This window comes from Streptomyces sp. ICC4 (assembly GCF_003287915.1).
GTDB lineage: Bacteria > Actinomycetota > Actinomycetes > Streptomycetales > Streptomycetaceae > Streptomyces > Streptomyces tritrimontium.
On record NZ_CP030286.1, the window covers coordinates 7,086,657 to 7,109,678 of the forward strand.

A 23,022-nucleotide genomic window follows, 5' to 3' on the forward strand; every position below is an offset into this window, starting at 1 on the left:
AGGGTGCCCGGCCGGTAACCGGTCCTGCTGTGCGCGTGGTCGCAGCGGGCCATTGAGATACTTCGGCCCATGGATACGAGTGCGGGGGCGGACGGGATACGGCCGGGCCGTCCCGTGGAATGGGCGCTGCGTTCCGCAGAGCCGACGGATGTCGAGGCGATCGCAGAGCTGCGGGCAACGGTGATGCGCCCGGACCTGGAGCGGCTGGGACGGTTCGACGAGCATCGGGTCCGGCAACGGCTGCGGGATTCCTTCTCCCCCCAGCACACGTCGGTCATCGTGGCCGATGGCGCCTTCGCGGGCTGCGTCACTGTGCGCCCCGCCGAGGACGGGCGGTGGCTGGAGAATTTCTATCTCACTCCGGCCCTCCAGGGCCGGGGGCTCGGATCGGCTGTGCTGCGAACACTGCTGGAACGGATCGATGCCGGCGGCGTGCCCGTTCGCCTGAATGTCCTGCAGGGCAGCGCCGCCCGGCGGCTGTACGAGCGCCACGGGTTCACCGTGGAGGTCCAGGACCCGATCGACGTCTACATGGTGCGACGGCCGGGTGCGGGCACCCTCTGAACTTGAAAGGCGGATGCTGGTCACCCTGGTGCACCTGCGCACCAGGCCTCCCCCACGCCGCGCTGGCCGAGCTGTAGAGCGCGGCCCGTTCCACCATCTCCCGGGCCATCGGCGAGATCCGCCCGCTCCTGGCCGGCCGCGGCTTCGCCGTCCCCGACAGCCCCGGCCTGCGGCTGCGCACCCTGGCCGACGACTTCCCCGAGCAGGTCAGCGCCCCGCCGAAGAAGCCGGAGCGGGGTGACTCGCTCAGCGAGGAGTACGCCTGGCGTGAGCACCGCCGCCGACAGTCCTCGGCTCGGATTTGTGTCGAGCACGCTCACGCCGAACTGCGGCAGTGGCGTCCGCTCCAGCGCTACACCGGCCGACGCGAGGACTACGCCGAGACGGATCAGCGCCTAGCCGACCCGCCAGGGCAGCACACCCCGACCTCAATCGCGGACCGGCTCGCCAAGGGGCGGGGCCCGTACTTCCGCTCGCGGGGGCCCCTACTCCTGCGTGGGGCTCACTCAACGCAGCCGGAGCACGCCGCTGACGCCGGCGTGGTCGGAGGGCCACAGTCCTGACGGAGTGCGGTCGCCCTGCGCGTCGCCCACCCGGTCGGCCGCCAGTGCGGTGACCTTGCCGCGGAAGAGCACGTAGTCGATGCGCTGGGTGAGGTTGGAGGTGGGATTGCGCAGGTCGGGGGCCTGGCAGCAGGTGAAGCCGGGGTTGCGGTGGCGGGTGGCGGTCCAGGCGTCGGTGAATCCGGCGGCCAGGAGGCGGTTGTGGCTCTGCGTGTTGGTTCCCGGTGTCGCGCCGACTCCGCCGGCCGCCGAGTTGAGGTCGCCGAGCAGCACGGTGGCGAGCGTGGTGTTCAGCGGGCCTGCGAGGAGTTCACCGGTCTGTGCTTCCTGGACGGCGGGGGCGGCGGGTTCGAGATGGGTGGTCACCACTCGGGTGGTACGGCCTCGCAGCGTACCCCGTCATCCTCGGCGGCGCCGCCCTGACCCGCGCCTACGTCGAACAAGACCTCCACGAAATCTACGAAGGCGAAGTCCGCTACGCCCGCGACGCCTTCGAAGGCCTGCGCCTCATGGACGCCCTGATCGCCGTGAAGCGCGGAGTTCCGGGCGCCAGCCTGCCCGAGCTCAAGCAGCGCCGCGTCGCCAAGCGGGACACGCCCGTCCCCGTCGAGGAGGCGGAGGAGCCCGGCGGCCGTTCCGACACCTCCACCGACAACCCGATCCCCGCCCCGCCGTTCTGGGGCACCCGTGTCGTCAAGGGCATCCCGCTCAAGGACTACGCCTCCTGGCTGGACGAAGGCGCCCTGTTCAAGGGCCAGTGGGGCCTCAAGCAGGCCCGCGCCGGCGGAGCCACGTACGAGGAACTGGTCGAGTCGGAGGGCCGGCCCCGCCTGCGCGGCCTCCTGGACAAGCTGCACACCGAGAACCTGCTCGAAGCGGCCGTGGTCTACGGGTACTTCCCCTGCGTCTCCAAGGGCGAGGACCTGATCATCCTCGACGAGGCCGGCAACGAGCGGACCCGTTTCACCTTCCCGCGCCAGCGCCGCGGCCGCCGCCTCTGCCTGGCCGACTTCTTCCGGCCCGAGGAGTCCGGCGAGATCGACGTCGTCGGCCTCCAGGTCGTCACCGTCGGCTCGAAGATCGGCGAGGCCACGGCCAAGCTCTTCGCGTCCGACTCCTACCGCGACTACCTCGAGCTGCACGGACTGTCCGTCCAGCTCGCGGAGGCCATGGCCGAGTACTGGCACGCCCGCGTCCGCGCCGAGCTCGGCTTCGGCGGCGAGGACCCGGCACAGGTCCAGGACATGTTCGACCTGAAGTACCGCGGCGCCCGCTTCTCCCTCGGCTACGGCGCCTGCCCCGACCTCGAAGACCGCGCCAAGATCGCCGACCTCCTCCAGCCCGAGCGGATCGGCGTCCACCTCTCCGAGGAGTTCCAGCTCCACCCGGAGCAGTCCACCGACGCGATCGTCATCCACCACCCCCAGGCGAAGTATTTCAACGCACGCTGAGGCGGACCGGCGTACACTAGTCGGTCCCATACAGGCCGGTCACCTGTCACCCCCGGGCACGCCCCGAGGGCTGAGGTGACCGGCCTCGTCGTCCCCCGAGGACCTTCAGAGAGGTGCGCGCATGACGAGCACAGTTCCCGCCCCCGTCGCCCGTACGGCCGACGGACATGCCCTGCAGGCGGTGCTGCTCGACATGGACGGCACCCTCGTGGACACCGAGGGCTTCTGGTGGGAGATCGAGGTCGACGTCTTCGGCGAGCTCGGCCACCGCCTCGACGAGGCCTGGCGCGACATCGTCGTCGGCGGCCCCATGACCCGCAGCGCCGGCTTCCTCATCGCATCCACCGGCGCCGACATCAGCATCGCCGAGCTCACCGTCCTGCTCAACGAGCGCTTCGAAGCCCGCATCGCCGACCGCGTGCCCCTCATGCCCGGCGCCGAGCGGCTGCTGAGCGAGCTGGCCCGGCACAACGTGCCCACCGCCCTCGTCTCCGCCTCCCACCGGCGCGTCATCGACCGGGTCCTGCTCACCCTCGGCCGCGACCGCTTCACCATGACCGTCGCCGGCGACGAGGTCCCGCGCACCAAGCCGCACCCCGACCCCTACCTCCTCGCCGCCCGCACCCTCGGCGCCCACCCCTCGCGCTGCGCGGTCATCGAGGACACCGCCACCGGTGTGGCAGCCGCCGAGGCCGCCGGCTGCCGGGTCGTCGCCATCCCCTCCGTCGGCCTGATCGCACCCGGGCCCGGCCGCACCATCGTGCGCTCCCTCGAAGACGTGGACCTGACCTTCCTGCGCTCCCTCATCACACCGATGAACTGACCGCGCACGCTGCGTACGGGACGATCCGCCCCCGGGACCGAGGTCCCGCGGGCGGATCTTTCGCCTAATTCCCCGGAGGCCGAAATTCCATCCCTCCCGGGGGAGTTGTCCCGGGTGACCTTTGTCACCCACAAGTCCCCCTTCGCACCACTCCGCGCCCTCCCCGGCCATCCCTTGTGTCCCCATTGATCAGCACCTGACCGAATCTGCGAACGCCCCCGCGCACACCCCCGGTACGCTCCCGCAACGGTGCGATAACGCCCCCGCTCCGGCCGGTTCAAGCCACCCCTCCGCAGGCCACTAATGTCGATCCGGGCACTGCGCCGCACCTCAGCCGTCCCGGAAACACACCCCCTGTTGCCGGAACGGCGTGGACCGATCGTCACATCACCGGCCCGATCGTTCCGCCCAGAACGGGCGACCGTCGCGATGCCCTCCACGCCAGCTTTGAACAAGTGCCGGGTCGAGGGAGTACTTCCAGCATGAACCGCAAGACCATGGTGCTGACGGCAGCCGCCGGCCTGCTCACCCCCGCGCTGACCGCCTGCGGCAGCACCAGCGGAGGCGGCGCGGGATCCGGGGCGATCGTCGTCGGAACCACCGACCGGTTCGAGGCCGCCGACTACGCCCCCGCCCCGCTCGACCCCGCCTACGCGTACGACGCCGGCACCTGGAACATCCTGCGCCAGACCGTCCAGACGCTGATGCACACCCCGCGCGGCGGCGGCCAGCCCGTCCCCGAAGCGGCCTCCGACTGCCGCTTCACCGACACCGGCAACCAGAGCTACCGCTGCACCCTGCGCCCCGGCCTCAAGTTCGCCGACGGAGACCCGCTCACCGCCCAGGACGTCAAGTTCTCCATCGAGCGCGTCATCGCCATCAAGGACGAGAACGGCCCCTCCTCGCTCCTGTCGACCGTCGACACCGTCGAGGCCAAGAGCGCCGACACCGTCGTCTTCCACCTGAAGACCTCCGACGCGACCTTCCCGTACAAGCTCTCCACCCCCGCCGCCGGCATCGTCAGCGCCAAGAAGTACGACGCCAAGAAGCTCCGCCAGGGCTTCGCCGTCGACGGCTCGGGCCCCTACACGGTGAAGACCGAAGTCAAGGACAACCACCTCGTCCGCGCCGTCTTCAGCAAGAACCCGAACTACCGCGGTGATCTGAAGCCGCAGAACGACAAGGCCGAGCTGCGCGCCTTCGAGGACTCCGACGCCATGGTCAAGGCCCTGGAGGACGGCAGCGTCCACATGGTCTCCCGCACCCTGTCGCCCGCCCAGATCACCGAGTTCTCCGCCAAGCCCCCCAAGGGCATCAAGCTCGTCCCGATGCCCGGCCTGGAGATCCGCTACCTCGGCTTCAACACCGACGCACCCACCGTCAAGGACAAGGCCGTACGCCAGGCCCTCGCGGCCGCCGTCGACCGGGGCGCCCTCATCAACAAGGTGTACGGGAAGTCCGCGCAGCCCCTCTACTCGCTGGTCCCCACCACCGTGACCGGCCACGTCAACTCCTTCTTCAACAAGTACGGCGAAGCCAACACCGCCAAGGCCGCCGACCTGCTGAAGGCCGCCGGGATCAAGACCCCGGTCAAGCTCACCCTCAACTACACCAACGACCACTACGGCGACGGCACCGCGGCCGAGTTCGAAGCCCTCAAGGCCCAGCTGAACTCCACCCAGCTCTTCGACGTCACCGTCCAGGGCGCCGACTGGTCCGAATTCCGCCCCGCGCAGAAGAAGGGCGACTACGCCGCCTACGGGCTCGGCTGGTTCCCCGACTACCCCGACGCCGACAACTTCCTCGCCCCGTTCCTGGAGCAGGACAACTTCCTGGGCACGCCGTACGCCAACACCGCGGTGCGCACCAAGCTCATCCCCGAATCGAGGCGCGCCGTCGACCGTGGCGTCGCCGTTCCCGCGATCACGGAGATGCAGGACATCGTCGCCGAGGACGTACCCGTCCTGCCCCTGTGGCAGGGCAAGCAGTACGTCGCCGCACGCGACGGGATCACCGGAGTGGAGTGGTCGGTCAACGCCATCTCCGACCTCCAGCTGTGGGAACTCGGCCGCGGCGTCAGCGGCTGAGCGGCACCAAACGGCCCGCACACACCGCGGGCCGGACCAGACCATTCAGATCAGCCAGTGAAACTGAGAAGGACGTTCGCGTGATGAGACGTAACCAGTGGTTGGCGGCCCCTCTCGGCGCGGCCACCGCCGCCGCACTGCTCAGCGGCTGCGGTGCGACGGATGGCTCGAACGCCGGCAGCGGCAAGGGCGTCGTCATGGGCATATCCGACAAGGTGAAGGCCACCGACCCCGCCTCGGGCTACGACCCCGGCTCCTGGCTGCTCTTCAACAACGTCTTCCAGTCGCTGCTGAGCTTCCCCAAGGGCGGCACCACGCCCGAACCCGACGCCGCGCAGGCCTGCGGGTTCAAGGGCAACGACAGCAAGGTGTACGAGTGCACCCTGCGCGGCGGCCTGAAGTTCAGCAACGGCAACAGCCTCACCGCCAAGGACGTCAAGTACTCCTTCGAGCGCACGCTGAAGATCAACGACGAGAACGGCCCCGCCGTCATGCTCGCGTCGATCGGCTCCATCGAGACCCCCGACGACAAGACCGTCGTCTTCAACCTCAAGAACTCCGACGCCACCTTCCCGAGCAAGATCGCGTCGGGCGCCGGCTCCATCGTCGACCACACCGAATACCCCGCGGACAAACTCCGCGGGGACGGCAAGGCCACCGGATCCGGCGTCTACAAACTGGACTCGATCAACGACAAGAGCGCGAGCTTCTCCGTCAACGGCTCCTACAGCGGCAAGGCCAAGCCGAAGAACAGCGGCGTCACCATGAAGTTCTTCAACGAGGACCAGGCCGCCCTCAAGAAGGTCCTCGAAAGCGGCGACGTCGACTTCGCCTTCCGCGGCCTCGCCGCCAAGGACATCGCCGGCCTCGCCTCCCAGAACGGCGACCAGAAGGTCGAGGTCGTCCAGGGCGCCGGCGCCGAAGTCGAACACCTCGTCTTCAACGTCAACGACCCGGTCGCCGGAAAGCTCCCCGTCCGCAAGGCCATCGCCTACCTCGTCGACCGCGAAGCCCTCGTCAAGCAGGTCTACGACGGCACGGCCACCCCGCTCTACTCCATCGTCCCGGCCGGCATCGCCTCGCACACCACCGCCTTCTTCGACCGCTACGGCGGCAGCCCCCAGCCCGAGAAGGCCAAGAACGTCCTGCGCGCCGCCGGCATCAAGGACAAGGTGAAGATCACCCTGTACTCGACGCCCAGCCGCTACGGCCCCTCGACCGACCAGGAATTCCAGCTCATCGCCAAGCAGCTCAACGACAGCGGCCTCTTCGAAGCCGACGTCAAGTCCGTCGAGTTCGAGCAGTACGAGAAGGACATCCAGGACGGCAAGTACGGCGTCTACGTCAAGGGCTGGGTCCCCGACTACCCCGACGCCGACAACTTCACGCAGCCGTTCTTCGGCCCGGACAACGTCCTGCACAACAACTACGACAACAAGGAGATCATCGGGACCATCATCCCGGCGACCTCCGCCAAGTCCGACCGCGCCGCCACCGCCAACGACTACGCCCGCCTCCAGGACATCGTCTCCGACGAGGTCCCGCTCCTCCCGCTCTGGCAGAGCAAGCAGTACGCCGTCACCCGCCAGAACGTGACCGGCCTGCAGTGGTCCCTCGACGCCTCGACCGTCTTCCGCTTCTGGGAGATCAGCAAGGGCTGAACCGGCCGCCACGGCAACGGGCCCGCCTCCGCGCGACGCGGAAGCGGGCCCGTCCCCGTACAACGGCGGCCGCGGCCGCCCTACTGGCCGGCGCCCGGCCGCACCAGACCGCTCTCGTACGCGTACACCGCCGCCTGCACCCGGTCGCGCAGGCCCAGCTTCGTCAGCACGTGCCCCACATGCGTCTTGACCGTCGTCTCGCTCACGAACAGGTCCGCCGCGATCTCCGCGTTCGACAACCCCCGCGCCACCAGCTTGAGCACCTCGACCTCGCGCTCGGTCAACGTACCGATCATGTCCGGCATGCTGTCCTCGCCCGACGGCAGATGACCCGCGTACTTGTCCAGCAGTCGGCGCGTGATGCTCGGCGCGAGCATCGCCTCACCACCCGCCACCACCCGGATCGCCTGCACCAGCTCCTGCGCCGGAGCGTCCTTCAGCAGGAAGCCGCTCGCACCCGCCCGCAGCGCCTCCACCACGTACTCGTCCAGATCGAACGTGGTCAGCACCAGCACCTTCGCCGGCCCGTCCCGGCCCGGCCCGGTGATCTGCCGGGTCGCCTCCACCCCGTCCATCCGCGGCATCCGGATGTCCATCAGCACCACATCGGGCTGCAGCGCCCGCACCTGGTCCAGCGCCTGCAGCCCGTCCCCGGCCTCGCCGACCACCGCCAGGTCCTGTTCGGCCTCCAGGATCATCCGGAAACCGGTGCGCAGCAGCGGCTGGTCGTCGACCAGCAGTACGCGGATCGCCACAGGGTCTACCTCGTGTTCGTCGGACGCCATCGGGGGACGCCGCCCATTCTGCCCTGACCCGAAGATCGGAACTCCTCCCCGGCCCCGCCTACGGACCCGAAGGACTCCCCGAAGCACTCCCCGAAGGACCCGACGGATCCTCCACCACGCCCCGCGGCGGGACGGCCAGAGGATAGACCGGGGGAGTGCCGCCGAACTCCGGACACACCGCCTGATGATCACACCAGCCGCACAGCTTCGTCCGCCGCGGCCGCCAGTCACCGCTCTCCGTCGCCTCCCGGATCGCGTCCCACAGAGCCAGCAGCTTGCGCTCCATCCGCTCCAGATCCTCGACCACCGGGTCGTACGTCAACACGTCCCCACTGCCCAGATACACCAGCTGCAGCCGCCGCGGCACCACCTGCTTGAGCCGCCACACCACCAGCGCGTAGAACTTCATCTGGAACAGCGCGCCCTCCGCGTACTCCGGCCGCGGCGCCTTGCCCGTCTTGTAGTCGACGATCCGCACCTCACCCGTCGGCGCCACGTCCACCCGGTCGATGATCCCGCGCAGCCGCAGCCCCGACTCCAGCTCCGTCTCCACGAAGAACTCCCGCTCCACCGGCTCCAGCCGCGTCGGGTCCTCCAACGTGAACCACCGGTCCACCAGCGCCTCGGCCTCCGTCAGCCAGCGCGCCAGCTCCACCCCCTCGCCGCCCCCGCCACCCGCCGCACCCTCCGCGAACAGCTCCGTCAGCTCCGGCTTCGACTCCAGCAGCCGGTCCCACTGCCCCGGAATCAAAGCCTTCGCCCGCGGCGCCGTCCGCTCGGCCGCCGGATGGTCGAAGAGCCGCTCCAGCACCGCGTGCACCAGCGTCCCCCGCGTCGCCGCCGCGCTCGGCTTCTCCGGCAGCTTGTCGATCACCCGGAACCGGTACAGCAAAGGACACCGCATGAAATCGCTCGCCCGCGAAGGCGACAGCGAAGAAGGCGCCACGGCCACCGCCTGCACGGGCACGGAACCGGGCACGGGACTGCTCACTGCGTCGTCCGGACCGCTGCCGGGGCTCGTCGTCATACCCAAAACCCTACGACCCGCGACCGACAGCACGCGCATACCATCGACGCCAAGCCCACTCGCACTGCATGATCGGAGCATCACAACGCGCTACGGCGCACCCCGACACCACCGGGCAAAGGCAGAACAACCGCCGGCGCGCACCAAACGCCGGACAGCAGCGAACGAAGGAAAACCGTGGCAGACACCGACGAGACCGGCGAGCGCGCGGGCCGGCGCTCAGGACCGGGCGGCGGACTCCTCATGGGCCGCCCCTTCGGCGTACCCGTCTACGTCTCGCCCAGCTGGTTCCTCGTCGCCGCCCTCATCACCTGGGTCTTCGGCGACCAGCTCGACCGCATCCTCCCCGACCTCGGCCCCGCCCGCTACCTCGTCGCCCTCTTCTTCGCCGTCGCCTTCTACGCCTCCGTACTCGTCCACGAACTCGCCCACACCATCGCCGCCCTGCGCTTCAAACTCCCCGTACGCCGCATCCAGCTCCAGTTCTTCGGCGGCGTCTCCGAGATCGAGAAGGAATCCGAGACCCCCGGCCGCGAATTCGTCCTCGCCTTCGTCGGCCCCCTGCTCTCCCTCCTCCTCGCCGGCGCCTTCTACCTCGGCATGAAGACCGTCGAACCCGCCAGCGTCCCCGGCGTCCTCCTCGCCGGCCTGATGATCTCCAACCTCCTCGTCGCCGCCTTCAACCTCCTGCCCGGCCTGCCCCTCGACGGCGGCCGCATGCTCCGCGCCGTCATCTGGGGCATCACCGGCAAACCCATGACCGGCACCATCGCCGCCGCCTGGGTCGGCCGCGCCCTCGCCGTCGCCGTCCTCCTCGGCCTGCCGCTCCTGAACTACACCGGCACCCTCGGCAACCGCGCCGACGAGATCGGCGGCATGGACACCGTCATGGACGCCCTGCTCGCCGCGATCCTCGCCGCGATCATCTGGACCGGCGCCGGCAACAGCCTGCGCGTGGCCCGCCTGCGCGAACACCTCCCGGAACTCCAAGCCCGCAAACTCACCCGCCGCGCCATCCCCGTCGAGAACGCCACCCCCCTCTCCGAAGCCCTGCGCCGCGCCAACGAAGCCGGCGCCCGCGCCCTCGTCGTCGTCGACGGACTCGGAGACCCCACCGGCATCGTCCGCGAAAGCGCCATCGCCGCCGTCCCCGAACACCGCCGCCCCTGGGTCGCCGTCAGCACCCTCGCCCAAGACCTCACCGACGGCATGAAGGTTTCCGCGGAACTCGCCGGCGAAGAACTCCTCGACCACCTGCGCACCACCCCCGCCAGCGAATACCTCGTCCTCGAACCCGACGGCGCCATCTACGGCGTCCTGTCCACCCTCGACGTCGAAAAGGCCTTCGTGAAGGCCATGGCGCGGCCCCAGTCCTGAAGCCAATACACTGGTCACATGTCCGAACCGACCGGTGCCGCCCGCCGACGCGGGCCCTTCGAGGTCGGGGACCAGGTACAGCTCACCGACCCCAAGGGCCGCCACTACACGTTCACGCTCGAAGCCGGGAAGAATTTCCACACCCACAAGGGTTCCTTCCCGCACGACGAGCTGATCGGCTCCCCCGAGGGAAGCGTTGTCCGTACCACGGGCAACGTCGCCTACCTCGCGCTGCGTCCCCTGCTCCCCGACTATGTCCTGTCCATGCCCCGCGGCGCCGCCGTGGTCTACCCCAAGGACGCGGGCCAGATCCTGGCCTTCGCCGACATCTTCCCCGGCGCCCGAGTCGTGGAAGCAGGTGTGGGCTCCGGCTCCCTGAGCAGCTTCCTGCTGCGCGCCATCGGCGACCAGGGCATGCTCCACAGCTATGAGCGCCGCGCGGACTTCGCCGAAATCGCCACCGCCAACGTCGAGCGCTACTTCGGCGGCCCGCACCCCGCGTGGCAGCTGACCGTGGGCGACCTCCAGGACAACCTGTCCGACACGGACGTCGACCGCGTGATCCTCGACATGCTCGCCCCCTGGGAATGCCTCGAGGCCGTCTCCAAGGCCCTCGTCCCCGGCGGCATCCTCTGCTGCTACGTGGCCACCACCACCCAGCTCTCGCGCACCGTCGAGTCCATCCGCGAGTTCGGCTGCTACGCCGAGCCGCAGCCCTGGGAATCGATGATCCGCAACTGGCACGTCGAGGGCCTCGCCGTCCGCCCGGACCACCGGATGATCGGCCACACCGGCTTCCTCGTCACCGCCCGCCGCCTCGCCGACGGCGTCGAGCCGCCCATGCGCCGCCGCCGCCCCTCCAAGGGCGCCTACGGCGAGGACTACGACGGCCCCGGCAGCCGGTCCGGCTCCAAGGCCGCCGAGCCCGCAGAAGCCGTAGAGCCCGCCGAAGGCGACCGCGGCTGACCTGCGGTCACCCGCCCGCCCAACACGCAGACGCTGTGGCGCAGTTCCCCGAAGCATCCGGGAACTGCGCCACAGCGTCTTTTCGTTGTCCCGGAAACCGGCCCCGCCGGTGCGGACCCAACCGTTCCACCCCGATGTGAGGTGTGGCACGATGCTGGCTCCCCGTCACCCTTCGCACAGGAGACACCCCGAGTGCCGCACAGCCCCACCGAGCCCGCGCCGGCACCGCAGACCCCGGCGCACCACCGCGCGCGGCCCCTCCACTGGATCGCCACCGCCTCGGCCATGGCCGCCGTCATAGCCGGCGCCGGCTTCCTCCAGCCCGACCCGGCCACCGGAGCCCCCACGACCGCCGGCGGCCCCACGAGCACCGCGGACGCCCCCGGCGGCCCTGCCCGCCCCCCGGACTCCCTCCGGAGGGACGGGCAGGGCCCGTGCCGCGCCCGGCGGCCGCCGCGCTACGCCAGGGCCGCCTGGACCGCCTTGGCCAAGGCGGTCGCCGCCGGGGGCGCCAGGGGTTTCCCGTCGCCGTCGACCACGTACACCGTGTCCACCGCGTTCGCGCCCAGGGTGGAGACGTGCGCGCTGCGGACCCTGACCCCGGAGGATTCCAGCGCCCGCCCGATCCGGTGCAGCAGCCCCACCGCGTCGGGCGCGCGCACCTCCAGGACGGTGGCCAGGGAGGAGACCTCCGGGACCACCGTGACCCTGGGCGGCGGCGGGAGCACCCCGCGCCGGCGCGGGTACGCCGCCTCGCGGTCCGCCAGCCTCGCCGGGACGTCCAGCGAGCCGTCCAGGGCCCGCACCAGGTCCGTGCGCAGCCGGGCCGCCTGCGGCAGGGCCCCGTACTCCGCGGCCACCCGCCACCGCAGCACCAGTACTTCGCCCAGCCGGTCGGGGAGCTCCAGCGAGCGCAGGTCCGCCGCCCGCACCGTGAGGCGGTGCAGCGCCAGTACGCCGGCCACCGCGGGCAGCACCCCCGGCTGGTCGGGGACGGCCACCACCAGCTCCACCCCGACGGCGTCCTCCTCCTGGCGGGCGTGCAGGGCCAGCACCGGCTCCCGGGTGCGCAGCGCCTCCACCGCCAGGCGCTCCTGTTCCGTCGTCGGGATCTCCAGCTCCGTCACCGCGGGCGCCGCGCCCCGCAGCACGGCGGCGACCCGTGCGACCAGGTCGGCCACCAGTGAGCCCCGCCAGGTGCTCCACGCCGCCGGCCCGGTCGCCAGCGCGTCGGCCTCCGTCAGCGCGTGCAGGATCTCCAGCGTGCCCGCCGAGCCCACCGCTTCGGCGACCGCCTTCACCGTCGCCGGATCGTCCAGGTCCCTGCGCGTCGCGGTGTCGATCAGCAGCAGGTGGTGGCGTACGAGCGCGCCCAGCACGGCGACGTCCTGCGGGTCGAAGCCCACGCGCAGCGCCACGTCGCGCGCGATCGTCTCGCCCGCCACCGAGTGGTCGCCGGGCCAGCCCTTGCCGATGTCGTGGAGCAGCGCGGCCATCAGGAGCAGGTCGGGGCGGCCCACCCGGCGGGTCAGTTCCGAGGCGCGCACGGCCGTCTCGATCAGGTGCCGGTCCACGGTCCAGGTGTGCACGGGGTTGCGCTGCGGCCGGCACCGCACCCGCTCCCAGTCGGGCAGCAGCTTGGTGATGATCCCTTCGGCCTCCAGCGCCTCCCAGACGGCCACGGTCGGCTCCCCCGCGCCCAGCAGGGTCAGCAACTGCTCCCGGGCCTCCGCCGGCCAGGGCACCGGCAGCGGCTTCGCCTGCGTCGCGAGCCTGCGTACGGCGTGCAGCGAGACGGGCAGTCCCGCCTGCGCGGCCGCCGCGCCGAAGCGCAGGGGCAGCACCGGGTCCCGGTCCGGGCGCGCGGCCAGGGCCAGTACGGCCTCTCCGTCGGACTCGACGACGCCTTCGGCGAGCGGCGCCCGCTCGGGCACGGTCGCCCGGGTGCCGAGCAGGCCCCGGAGCCTGGGGCGGGAGGCGCGCGCCCGGAGCACGCGGCCGACCTCGCGCCAGGTCACGTCGCCGGCGTACGAGACCACGCGCGCGGCCTCGTACACCTCCCGGAGCAGGGCGTCGGCGTCGAGCAGGCCCAGGTGCGCGGCGACCGGGGTCTGCTCCTGCAGGGAGAGCCGCTCGGTGGCGCGGCCGGTCACCAGGTGGAGGGCGTCGCGCGCGTCGAGCAGCCTGCGCCGGGCTTCGGCGAGGCCCTCGCGCGGGGCGTCGGCCAGCCACGACGCGGCGACGGCCCGCAGCGCGGTGACGTCGCGCAGTCCCCCGCGGGCCTCCTTGAGGTCGGGTTCGAGGAGGAAGCGGAGCTCGCCGGCCCGCTCGGCCCGCTCCAGGCACAGGGAGTGCAGCTGCGGGAGCCGCTTGGCCGCTTGGTTGCGCCAGTCGGCCAGGACGGAGGTGCGCAGCCCGGCGAGGAGTCCGACATCGCCCGCGACGGGCCGGGCGTCCAGCAGTCCGAGGTGCACCTTGAGGTCCTCGGCGGCGGTCTTGCGGGCTTCGCCCGGGGTGCGGACCGAGTGGTCGAGGGCGAGGCCCAGGTCCCAGACGGGGTACCAGAGCCGGTCGGCCAGGGCGGCCAGGGCGCGCGGTTCGGCCCTGCCGTCGTGGAGCAGGACCAGGTCGAGGTCGCTGCGCGGGGAGAGTTCGGCGCGGCCGTAGCCGCCGACGGCGACGAGGGCGGCGCCCCGCACGCCCGTCTCCCGTACGGCCTGGGCGAACAGCGCCTTCAGCCAGTCGTCGGTCAGGGCGGCCAGGGCGGAACGCCGGGAAGGCCCGGACCGCGACTCCTCCTGGAGGAGTCGCAGCCGGGCCGCGGCGTAGCCGCTGGGTCCCGAGCCGGCCGTGTTGTCGTCCGTGGTCTCTTCGACGCTCGTCACCCAGTAGCTCCCGTCACCTAGAGCGCGTCAGCGCCGCGTTCGCCGGTGCGGACCCGGATGACCGAGTCCACGGGGATGCTCCACACCTTGCCGTCGCCGATCTTGCCGGTCTGGGCGGCGTCGACGACGATCCGCATCACGTCCTCGGCGTCGCCGTCCTCGACGAGCACCTCGATACGGATCTTCGGTACGAGGTCCACGGTGTACTCGGCGCCCCGGTAGACCTCGGTGTGGCCGCGCTGGCGGCCGTAGCCGCTGGCCTCGGAGACCGTGAGTCCCTGGACCCCGAAGCGGTGCAGGGCTTCCTTGATCTCGTCCAGCCGGTGCGGCTTCACGATCGCGGTGATGAGCTTCATGCGTCAACCTTCTTGCTCGCGGCGGCAACGGGGGCGGGTGCGGCGGTGCTCCGGGAGGAGGAGCCGCCGCCGGCCCCGCTGAAGTCGTAGGCGGTCTCGGCGTGTTCGACCTGGTCGATGCCGGAGACCTCGTCGTCCTCGGTGACGCGCATTCCGATCGTCTTGTCGAGCAGGAAGGCGAGTACCGCGGACGCCACGAGAGAGTAGGCGAGGACGGAGAAGACTCCCACGGCCTGCTTGCCGAGCTGCTCCAGGCCGCCGCCGTAGAAGAGGCCGGCCGCGTCGGACTGGACCCCGCCGGTGGCGAAGAGGCCGACGAGGAGGGAGCCGATGACACCGCCGACGAGGTGGACGCCGACCACGTCGAGGGAGTCGTCGTAGCCGAACTTGTACTTCAGGCCGACGGCCATGGCGCACACGACACCGGCGATGGCGCCGATGGCGATCGCGCCGAGCGGGGAGCAGGAGCCGCCGGAGGGGGTGATGGCGACGAGGCCCGCGACCGCGCCGGAGGCGGCGCCGAGGGTGGTGAAGGAGCCGTGGCGCAGCTTCTCGTAGCCGAGCCAGGCGAGCATGGCGGCGGCGGTGGCGACCTGGGTGTTGAGGAACATGACGGCGCCGACGCCGTCGTCGTTGCCGAGCCAGGATCCGGCGTTGAAGCCGAACCAGCCGAACCACAGGAGGCCGGCGCCGAGCATCACGAGCGGGAGGCTGTGCGGGCGCATCGGGTCCTTCTTGAACCCGACGCGCTTGCCGATGACGAGGATCACGCCGAGGGCCGCGGCACCCGCGTTGATGTGGACGGCGGTGCCGCCCGCGAAGTCGATGACGCCGAGCTCGAAGAGCCAGCCGCCGGCGCCCCACACCCAGTGGGCGACGGGGAAGTAGACGATGGTGACCCAGAGGGTGATGAACAGGGCCCACGCGCTGAACTTCACGCGGTCGGCCAGCGCACCGCTTATCAGGGCGGGGGTGATGATCGCGAACATCAGCTGGAAGACGGCGAAGACGTAGACGGGGATGGTGTAGCCGTCCCACAGCTCGGTGATCCCGATGCCGCTGAGGCCCACGTAGTCGGAGGTCCAGCCGATGAGGGAGCCGGTGTCGGCGCCGAAGGCGAGGCTGAATCCGAAGAGGACCCAGAGGATCGTGACGATCCCGAGGCTGATGAAGCTCATCATCAGCATGTTGAGGCTGCTCTTGACGCGGACCATGCCTCCGTAGAAGAAGGCGAGTCCCGGGGTCATCAGCATGACCAGGGCGGAGCAGATGAGCATGAACCCGGTGTTCGCGGCAGACAGCGTCGGGGCGTCTGCCGCGAGGGTCGTGATGGCTGATGCCATCGGCGTCTCCTCGTCGTCGGTACGTTCGCGTGCGGGCGAGCGTGAAAACCTGAGCGGCGCTGGTTTTTGAGTCAGGCCTGAGGGGGCCGGCCTGCGAGCTGGCCGGTTAATGGCCCTGAGATTCGCGCAGGCCGGTTTCCGGCGGCGCCGCTGGGTGTTTCGCGTCGATGACGAAGAGGTCCGGCGTGTTACGCGCTCATAAACAAGTGGGTCATGAACGAGTGGTTCATGACCGAGTGGTTCATGGAGGCGTCCGTTGAAAACCCGGCCGCGGCGATGACCCGGGGAACCTGGCTGGGGGAGCCTGATCGGGCTTCACGGGGTGACTGCCGCGGCCGGGGGCCTTGGGGAGCGGCCGCGAGGGCCGTCAGACGGCCTCCGCGGCTTCGGGGAGCCGGGAGGCGAGGTGGTCGGTCAGGCGCACCACGTCGGCGACGTCGCCGTACTCACGCGCGGCGGCGTCGACGGTCTTGCGCAGCCGGGTGTTCACCCTTTCGGACCGCACCTTTCCCGCCACGTCGAGGGCGCGGCCGACGAGGACGGTGGCCTGCTCGGGCTCGCGCTGGAGCAGGTGCACGGTGGCCATGCCGATGAGGTTGAGGGCGTAGGAGCGCTGGTGTTCCTCGTCCTTCTCGAACAGCTCGACGGCGCGCTCCATGACGGGTTCGGCGAGGGAGGCGTACATGGGGCTGCGGCCCGCGACGTAGGCCAGGTCCCGGTAGGAGTGGGAGTTCTCGCCGTTGAGCTCGGCCTCGGAGAAGAAGCGGATCCAGTCGGGCTCCGGCTCGCTGCCGAAACCGACGTCGGAGAAGGTGTCCTCGGCCATCCGGACGGCGCGCTTGCAGCGGCTGGGCTGGCCCATGTTGGCGTAGGCGCGGGCCTCCATCGCATACAGCATGGCCTGCGTACGGGGCCCCGCGCAGTCGCGGCTGCCGTACTGGGCCAGGTGGATGAGCTCCAGGGCGTCCTCGGGGCGGCCCAAGTGGATCATCTGGCGGCTCATGCTGGAGAGGATGTACGAGCCGAGCGGCTTGTCGCCGCCCTCCTTGGCGGCGTGCAGCGCGAGGACGAAGTACTTCTGCGCGGTGGGGTGCAGGCCGATGTCGTAGCTCATCCAGCCGGCGAGTTCGGCGAGTTCGGCGGCGACCTTGAAGAGCCGCTTCGCCACCGGGGCCGGGTGGTTCTCCTGGAGCAGGTCGGTGACCTCGTGGAGCTGGCCCACGACGGCCTTGCGGCGCAGGCCGCCGCCGCACTGGGCGTCCCACTGGCGGAACATCACGGTGGTGGCTTCGAGGAGGTCGACCTCCTGCTCGGAGAGCCGGGGCGGCCGGTGGCCGCTGAGGGCGCCCGCCGGCCCCGCCTCGCGCGGCCCCGGGTCGGCGGCCGGGACCGGGACGAGCCAGCGCTGCATGGGCTCGATGAGGGCGGGACCGGCGGAGAGGGCCAGCGAGGTCCCGAGGAAGCCGCGGCGGGCCAGCATCAGGTCGCTGCGGGAGAACTCGCCGAGCAGCTCGACGGTCTGCGGGCCGGCCCAGGGCAGGTCGACGCCGGAGACCGAGGGGGTCTGGTGGGCTGTGCGCAGGCCGAGGTGCTCGATGGCGACGACGGATCCGAAGCGTTCGGAGAACAGCTCGGACAGGATCCGCGGGACGGGTTCACGGGGCTGTTCGCCGTCGAGCCAGCGCCGGACCCGGGAGGTGTCGGTGCTGATGTGGTGGGCGCCCATCTGGCGGGCCCGGCGGTTGACCTGGCGGGCGAGCTCGCCCTTGGACCAGCCGCTGCGCACGAACCAGGAGGTCAGCTGCTCGTTGCGGGCGGTGGCCCCCTGCTCCGACGCCTCGGCGCCGGGCGCCTCGGACTCCGCGCTCGTTCCGCTTGCGCCGTTGCCGCTCACTGGAACGCCCCCATCCCTCAGCATCTTCGACACGAAACCGCGTCGGAGGCGGTGAGGGAACGGACCTTCACAGGTCCTTCACACCATGCCTCCGGCATACCCGCGGACGAGTCTGCCTTCGCTCTTCGTGCACCGAAAGTAATCCTACGATCACCCCTTCGGCGAGGTCGATCCCGGAAACGCCACCATTCGCCACCCCTTCGAATGAACTCGCCACCCGCCAGGCGCGATTCACTTGACAGGAAGGCGAGACGGATCGGTTGGACAGAGGTGCGCTCGGGGCGCACGCGGCGAGGAGTGCGCCGGGTGCCCGACGGACGGACCGGGGCGGACCGGCCCCGACCGGGCACCGCGCCCGGCCGGCATCCGGTTGCGCCGACGTCGTAACCACCGGCACGTCCGACCCGTTGGAGGGGGCATGGGCATGGGCTTCACGATCGGCGGCAGCCGCGGCACCAAGGAGTTCCGTTCCGGCGCCCGGCGCCGCGGCCGGACGTCGGAGAGCACGGCGGTGGCGGAGTACACCGGGCTGTGGGGCTGGGACGTGGTCCCCGGTGCCCGGGCAGCGGCCCCCGCCCGCGACTGCTCCTGCGGTCATACGAGTTGCGGCGCGCCGGGGGCGCATCCACTGGCCCTCGCGCCGACGGTGCCGGCCGGAGCCACCCTCGACGAGGTCGCCGAGACGTGGAGCGGCTATCCGGGGGCGGCGGTGCTGCTCCCCGTCGGCCGCTCCTTCGACGTCATCGAGGTGGCCGAGGAGGCCGGGCGGCGCGCGCTGGTCCGCCTCGAGCGGATGGGCCTGCCGCTCGGCCCGGTCACCGCGACCCCGGACGGCCGGGCCCAGTTCTTCGTGGCCCCGGGCGCCGCGGCCGGGCTGCCCCAGCTGCTGTACCGGATGGGCTGGGACGACGCGGGGCTCGACCTGCGCGCGCTGGGCCAGGGGGCCTACGTCACCGCCCCGCCGTCCGACTTCGCGGGCCTCGGCCCGGTGAGCTGGCTGCGCACGCCGTCGCTGGACTCGGCCGGGGACCCGCCCCAGGCCCGGCTCCTGCTCGGCACCCTCGCCTACCTCTGCCACCGGCTGCGCCGGGCCTAGCCCTGACCCGGGGGCACCGGCCCGGCTCCGGACAGGCCGGTGCCCCCGGGTCCACGGGACCTCGGGGGCACCGGCCTGCGTACGGCGCTCGGGAAGGTCCGCTCAGTCGCCGATCAGGGCGTCGACGAAGGCCTCGGGCTCGAAGGGCGCCAGGTCGTCCGCACCCTCGCCGAGACCGACGAGCTTGACCGGGACGCCGAGCGCGCGCTGGACGGCGATGACGATGCCGCCCTTGGCGGTCCCGTCGAGCTTGGTCAGCACGATGCCGGTGATGTCCACGACCTCCGCGAAGACGCGGGCCTGGGTCAGGCCGTTCTGGCCGGTGGTGGCGTCCAGGACCAGCAGGATCTCGTCGAGCGGACCGTGCTTCTCCACGACGCGCTTGACCTTGCCGAGCTCGTCCATCAGGCCGGTCTTGGTGTGCAGGCGGCCGGCGGTGTCGATGAGCACCACGTCGGCGCCCTCGGCGATGCCCTCCTTGACCGCGTCGTAGGCGATCGAGGCCGGGTCACCGCCCTCGGGTCCGCGCACGGTGCGCGCGCCGACCCGGTCGCCCCAGGTCTGGAGCTGGTCGGCGGCGGCGGCGCGGAAGGTGTCGGCCGCGCCGAGCACCACGCTGCGCCCGTCGGCGACGAGCACGCGGGCCAGCTTGCCGGTGGTGGTGGTCTTGCCGGTGCCGTTCACGCCGACGACCATGATCACGGCGGGGGTGTCCACACCGCTCTCGGTCTTGACGGCACGGTCGAAGTCGGTGCCGAGGAGGGCGACGAGCTCCTCCTTCAGCAGCGCGCGCAGATCGGCGGGGGTACGGGTGCCGAGCACCCTGACCCGCTCGCGGAGCCGGTCCACCAGCTCCTGGGTCGGCGCGACACCGACGTCGGCGATGAGGAGGGTCTCCTCGATCTCCTCCCAGGTGTCCTCGTCGAGGTGCTCGCGGGAGAGCAGCGTGAGCAGCCCCTTGCCGAGCGAGTTCTGCGACCGGGCGAGGCGCGCGCGCAGCCGGACCAGGCGGCCGGCCGTCGGCTCGGGCACCTCGATCTCGGGGGCGGGCGGCGCCTCCACGACCGGGTCCTCGACCGCGACGGGCGATTCGAGGGCGGCCTCCGCGTCGGGAAGCGCGACCTCCTCGATCGTGCGGCGCGGCTCTTGCGCCGTCGGTGCGGCGTCCTCCCCCACCTGCGGTTCGGCGGGCGGGGCAGTGATGGTCGGCGTGCTCGACGGCGCCGGCGGAGGCAGCTGCTTCTTCTTGCGGCTGCTGACCACGAGCCCGCTGATCGCACCGACCGCGACCAGGGCGATGACTACGGCAAGGATGAGGATGTCTGTCATAACCCACCCAGTATCGGCCACGCGCACCCCGAGATGGGGACCCTGGAGGTTCACACCAGGACGTAAGCCTCTGTTTGTACTTTTTGCGGCAAATCTACGATGATGAGCAGCTCCCCCTCCTGCCCCGCCTCCCCCACGGAGTACACGTATGCCTGCCGAGACGACCGCCGTCGAGTCACGCGGACTGGAACCCGTCCCCGACGGGGAGCGGCGCGGCCGGGTCCGCGAGCTGATCCCGACCTGGGTCGCGGCCAACATCAGCGTGCTGCTGCTGACCATGGGCGCAGGCCTGGTCATCTTCAACAAGCTGAACATCTGGCAGGTGCTCGTCGTCGCGATCGCGGCGCCCGTCGTCTCGTACGGGATCGTCGGCCTCATATCCATCGCGGGCAAGCGCGGCGGGTCCCCCGGCATGGCGCTCTCGCGGGCCGTCTTCGGCCAGCGCGGCAACCTCTTCCCCGGCGCCCTGATCTGGATCGCCCGGTGGGGCTGGGAGACCATCAACGCGGTCAGCGGCGCCTACGCCGTGCTGACCGTCCTCGACCTGGTCTTCGGCGTGAAGAAGAACACCGCCCTGATCGTCGTCACCCTGCTCTTCTTCGTCGGCTGCACCTTCGTGGTCTCCGGGCTCGGCATCAACGCGCTGCGCGTCTGCTCCAAGTGGTCCACGTACCTCTTCGGCGCCTTCAGCGTGCTCGTGCTGGGCTACCTGATCGCCGAGACCGACTGGTCCGCGGTCTTCGACAAGCCCGCCGGCTCCACCGCGATGATGGTGGCGGGCATCGGCACCATCGCGGCCGGCGGCATCAGCTGGGTCCCGTCCGGCCCGGACTTCACCCGCTACCTGCCGCGCACCGCATCCGCCAAGGGCATGGTCGGCGCGACCATCGGCGGCGCGGCCGTCGTCGTGATCCCGATGGTGCTGATGGGCGCGGTGATGGCGGTCGCCACCCCCGACCTGGCCACCGCGCAGGACCCGGTCTCCTTCATCGGCGAACTCCTGCCGATCTGGATCGCGGTCCCGTACCTGCTGATCGCGCTGGTGGGCATGCTGCTCATCAACTCGATGTCCATGTACTCGGCCGGGTTCACCGCGCAGACCCTGGGCATCAAGGTCCCGCGCGCGGCGGCGGTCAGCGTCAACGCCGTGATCAGCCTGGTCTTCGGCTTCCTGCTGATGGTGGTCGCGACCAGCTTCTTCGGCTCGTTCATCTCCTTCCTGTCGCTGCTGGCCGTGGCCTTCTCCGCGTGGATCGGCGTCTTCGGCACGGACATGCTGCGCCGCCCGTCCTACGACGGCGCCGCGCTCCTGGACACCACGCGGACCAGCGCCTACTGGTACCGGGGCGGCTTCGCCTGGCAGGCCATGACCGCCTGGGGCCTCGCCCTGGTGGTGGGCCTGCTGTTCACGAAGGTCGACTGGTTCAGCGGCCCGCTGGCCACCACCTGGATCGGCCGGAACGGGCTCGGCTGGGCCGCGGGCATCGTCACCTCGGCCGTCCTGTACGCCGTCCTCCCGCGCACCCCGGCCCCGAAGGCGCCCGCCGGCCCGGACGCCCCGGACGCCCCGGACGCGTCGGACGCGTCGGATGCCCCCGCGCAGGAGCGGCAGAACCGCGACCTCACAGGTCTTTTTCAAAGGAACCTCATCCACCGAAATGGACGGGGTATCAACTTTTTGGCGTTGATTTTTGGCACGCTGTTGAGTTCTCAAGGAACGGACGCTTCCTTTGTTCCTGTTTCCAGGCCCTCCGGGCGCTTCCTTCGTTTCCAACTCTACCAGATCATTTCCGTGTCGTTTCCGACTCTCGGATTTGAATTCGGTGACCGTTGGGGGTCTGTGCCTTTCGGCGCTCCACCACATTAGCGCTTATCCCTTGCGGCTCATAATCGGCCGCTTGGAATCGAATTCGGACATGCCGAATAAGACCCCGCCAGGGGTAAGTCGTAGGTAGTGGGTTGGTCGCTCTGGGGGTCTGCTGATGGCAGTGCCCCGTTCAAGCGGCTCGGGCCACGTTAGGCGCCCGCCGACGCCGAGTCAAGTCGGGCGGCGGCGCGGCGCGTGGGCCCGGTACGGGCTCACGGTCGGGTCGTGGGTGATCCAGTAGCGGTAGAGGTGGGCCGCGCCGGCGCCGCCCACTCCGGTGCGGGGGCCGTTGCTCACCTGGTCGGGCGCGGTCCGCGTGCCCGCGAGCAGGGAGAGGGGTGCATCCGGGCCCGCGCAGAGGTCGACGCCGTCGAGGGAGCGGTCGACATCGAGGGCGGTGGCCAGACGGGCCGGACCTTTGGCCAGTTCCCGGTCACTTCTGGCTGAAATCCGCCGTTTACGGGCCAGCTCGGCGCCCAGCGTCACCTCCCCCGCGCGGATCAGGACCCCGCTCGCGTGGCCGGGCGGGCCGCACACCAAGTTGAGGCTGAACCACATGCCGTAGATGAAGTAGACGTACGCGTGTCCGGGTGGACCGAACATCGACGCGTTGCGCGCCGTCCGGCCGCGGTGGGCGTGGGAGCCCGGGTCCGTCTCCCCCTCGTACGCCTCCACCTCCGTGATGCGCAGTTCCAGCGGGCCTTCCGGGGTGCGGCGGACCAGGGTGCGGCCCAGGAGGTCCGGGGCCACGGTGAGGACCGGGCGGTCGAAGAAGGTCCTGGGCAGGGGCGTACGGTCGGGGCGCGCGCTCATCCGGTCGAGCGTAGTGGACTGGGCGCGGCTGCAACCGGGGCCTAAGGTTCCGCGTTTGTAGGGGTAGTCCTGCGCGTGGTCGCACACGTCTGCGAGCAGGTCTTCCAGCACGTCTTCACAGCACGTCTTCAAGGG

Annotated in this window: 16 protein-coding genes and 2 pseudogenes; 9 read left to right on the forward strand and 9 right to left on the reverse strand. The window is 71.0% G+C overall.

Annotation, left to right across the window (positions count from 1 at the left end; all coding sequences use genetic code 11):
• Positions 1-69 precede the first annotated feature (69 nt).
• Positions 70-564 carry a GNAT family N-acetyltransferase gene (locus DRB89_RS33295; protein ID WP_112451895.1) on the forward strand — a complete coding sequence of 165 codons (495 nt, stop codon included), beginning with the start codon at positions 70-72 and terminating at the stop codon, positions 562-564.
• A gap of 506 nt (positions 565-1,070) precedes the next feature.
• Here DRB89_RS33295 and DRB89_RS33300 read toward each other — a convergent pair.
• On the reverse strand, positions 1,071-1,493 hold the full coding sequence (locus tag DRB89_RS33300) for an endonuclease/exonuclease/phosphatase family protein (protein WP_162688828.1): 423 nt from the start codon (positions 1,491-1,493) through the stop codon (positions 1,071-1,073).
• Between the two features lie 14 nt (positions 1,494-1,507).
• Between DRB89_RS33300 and DRB89_RS33305 the strand changes: the two are divergent.
• From DRB89_RS33305 to DRB89_RS33320, 4 genes and pseudogenes are all read left to right on the forward strand, one after another.
• A pseudogene (locus DRB89_RS33305) lies at positions 1,508-2,578 on the forward strand (vitamin B12 dependent-methionine synthase activation domain-containing protein); the annotation flags it as partial.
• 121 nt (positions 2,579-2,699) lie between these two features.
• Entirely contained in the window at positions 2,700-3,401 is a 702-nt protein-coding gene (locus tag DRB89_RS33310) for an HAD family phosphatase (RefSeq protein WP_112452373.1), read from the forward strand.
• 482 nt (positions 3,402-3,883) lie between these two features.
• Positions 3,884-5,488, forward strand: a complete 1,605-nt coding sequence (locus tag DRB89_RS33315; RefSeq protein ID WP_112452372.1) for an ABC transporter substrate-binding protein — start codon at positions 3,884-3,886, stop codon at positions 5,486-5,488.
• An 83-nt stretch (positions 5,489-5,571) separates the two neighbouring features.
• The gene (locus DRB89_RS33320; RefSeq protein ID WP_239516455.1) at positions 5,572-7,149 is read left to right on the forward strand and encodes an ABC transporter substrate-binding protein; all 1,578 of its coding nucleotides are present in this window, start codon (positions 5,572-5,574) and stop codon (positions 7,147-7,149) included.
• Between the two features lie 80 nt (positions 7,150-7,229).
• Here the strand turns inward: DRB89_RS33320 and DRB89_RS33325 are convergent, their stop codons facing one another.
• On the reverse strand, positions 7,230-7,904 hold the full coding sequence (locus tag DRB89_RS33325) for a response regulator transcription factor (RefSeq protein WP_112452370.1): 675 nt from the start codon (positions 7,902-7,904) through the stop codon (positions 7,230-7,232).
• Between the two features lie 88 nt (positions 7,905-7,992).
• Complete coding sequence (locus DRB89_RS33330) at positions 7,993-8,961, reverse strand: RecB family exonuclease (protein WP_239516456.1); 969 nt, start codon at positions 8,959-8,961, stop codon at positions 7,993-7,995.
• A 243-nt stretch (positions 8,962-9,204) separates the two neighbouring features.
• Between DRB89_RS33330 and DRB89_RS33335 the strand changes: the two genes are divergently transcribed.
• Together DRB89_RS33335 and DRB89_RS33340 are read left to right on the forward strand one after the other, a co-directional pair.
• A complete protein-coding gene (locus DRB89_RS33335) occupies positions 9,205-10,338 on the forward strand; it encodes a site-2 protease family protein (protein WP_112454419.1) in 1,134 nt (377 codons plus the stop codon).
• Positions 10,339-10,356: 18 nt separating this feature from the next.
• Positions 10,357-11,304, forward strand: a complete 948-nt coding sequence (locus DRB89_RS33340) for a tRNA (adenine-N1)-methyltransferase (RefSeq protein WP_112452933.1) — start codon at positions 10,357-10,359, stop codon at positions 11,302-11,304.
• Between the two features lie 458 nt (positions 11,305-11,762).
• Here DRB89_RS33340 and DRB89_RS33345 read toward each other — a convergent pair whose 3' ends face one another.
• The 4 genes from DRB89_RS33345 to DRB89_RS33360 form a co-directional block, all read right to left on the reverse strand.
• The gene (locus tag DRB89_RS33345) at positions 11,763-14,189 is read right to left on the reverse strand and encodes a [protein-PII] uridylyltransferase (RefSeq protein WP_112451059.1); all 2,427 of its coding nucleotides are present in this window, start codon (positions 14,187-14,189) and stop codon (positions 11,763-11,765) included.
• A gap of 17 nt (positions 14,190-14,206) precedes the next feature.
• A complete protein-coding gene (locus DRB89_RS33350; protein WP_112451060.1) occupies positions 14,207-14,545 on the reverse strand; it encodes a P-II family nitrogen regulator in 339 nt (112 codons plus the stop codon).
• A complete protein-coding gene (locus DRB89_RS33355; RefSeq protein ID WP_112451061.1) occupies positions 14,542-15,888 on the reverse strand; it encodes an ammonium transporter in 1,347 nt (448 codons plus the stop codon). Before DRB89_RS33355 ends, DRB89_RS33350 begins: the two co-directional genes overlap by 4 nt.
• 367 nt (positions 15,889-16,255) lie before the next feature.
• A complete protein-coding gene (locus DRB89_RS33360) occupies positions 16,256-17,782 on the reverse strand; it encodes a hypothetical protein (RefSeq protein ID WP_239516457.1) in 1,527 nt (508 codons plus the stop codon).
• A 424-nt stretch (positions 17,783-18,206) separates the two neighbouring features.
• On the opposite strand from DRB89_RS33360, the gene DRB89_RS33365 reads away from it, so the two are divergent.
• Complete coding sequence (locus DRB89_RS33365) at positions 18,207-18,878, forward strand: bifunctional DNA primase/polymerase (RefSeq protein WP_112453790.1); 672 nt, start codon at positions 18,207-18,209, stop codon at positions 18,876-18,878.
• A gap of 102 nt (positions 18,879-18,980) precedes the next feature.
• Here the strand turns inward: DRB89_RS33365 and ftsY are convergent, their stop codons facing one another.
• Entirely contained in the window at positions 18,981-20,207 is a 1,227-nt protein-coding gene (gene ftsY, locus DRB89_RS33370) for a signal recognition particle-docking protein FtsY (protein WP_112451062.1), read from the reverse strand.
• A 148-nt stretch (positions 20,208-20,355) separates the two neighbouring features.
• Here ftsY and DRB89_RS33375 point away from each other — a divergent pair.
• Positions 20,356-21,741, forward strand: a pseudogene (locus DRB89_RS33375) (cytosine permease); the annotation flags it as partial.
• Between the two features lie 504 nt (positions 21,742-22,245).
• Here DRB89_RS33375 and DRB89_RS33380 read toward each other — a convergent pair.
• Positions 22,246-22,887, reverse strand: coding sequence for a DNA-3-methyladenine glycosylase (locus DRB89_RS33380; protein ID WP_112452321.1), 642 nt, complete (start codon positions 22,885-22,887; stop codon positions 22,246-22,248).
• Positions 22,888-23,022 lie beyond the last annotated feature (135 nt).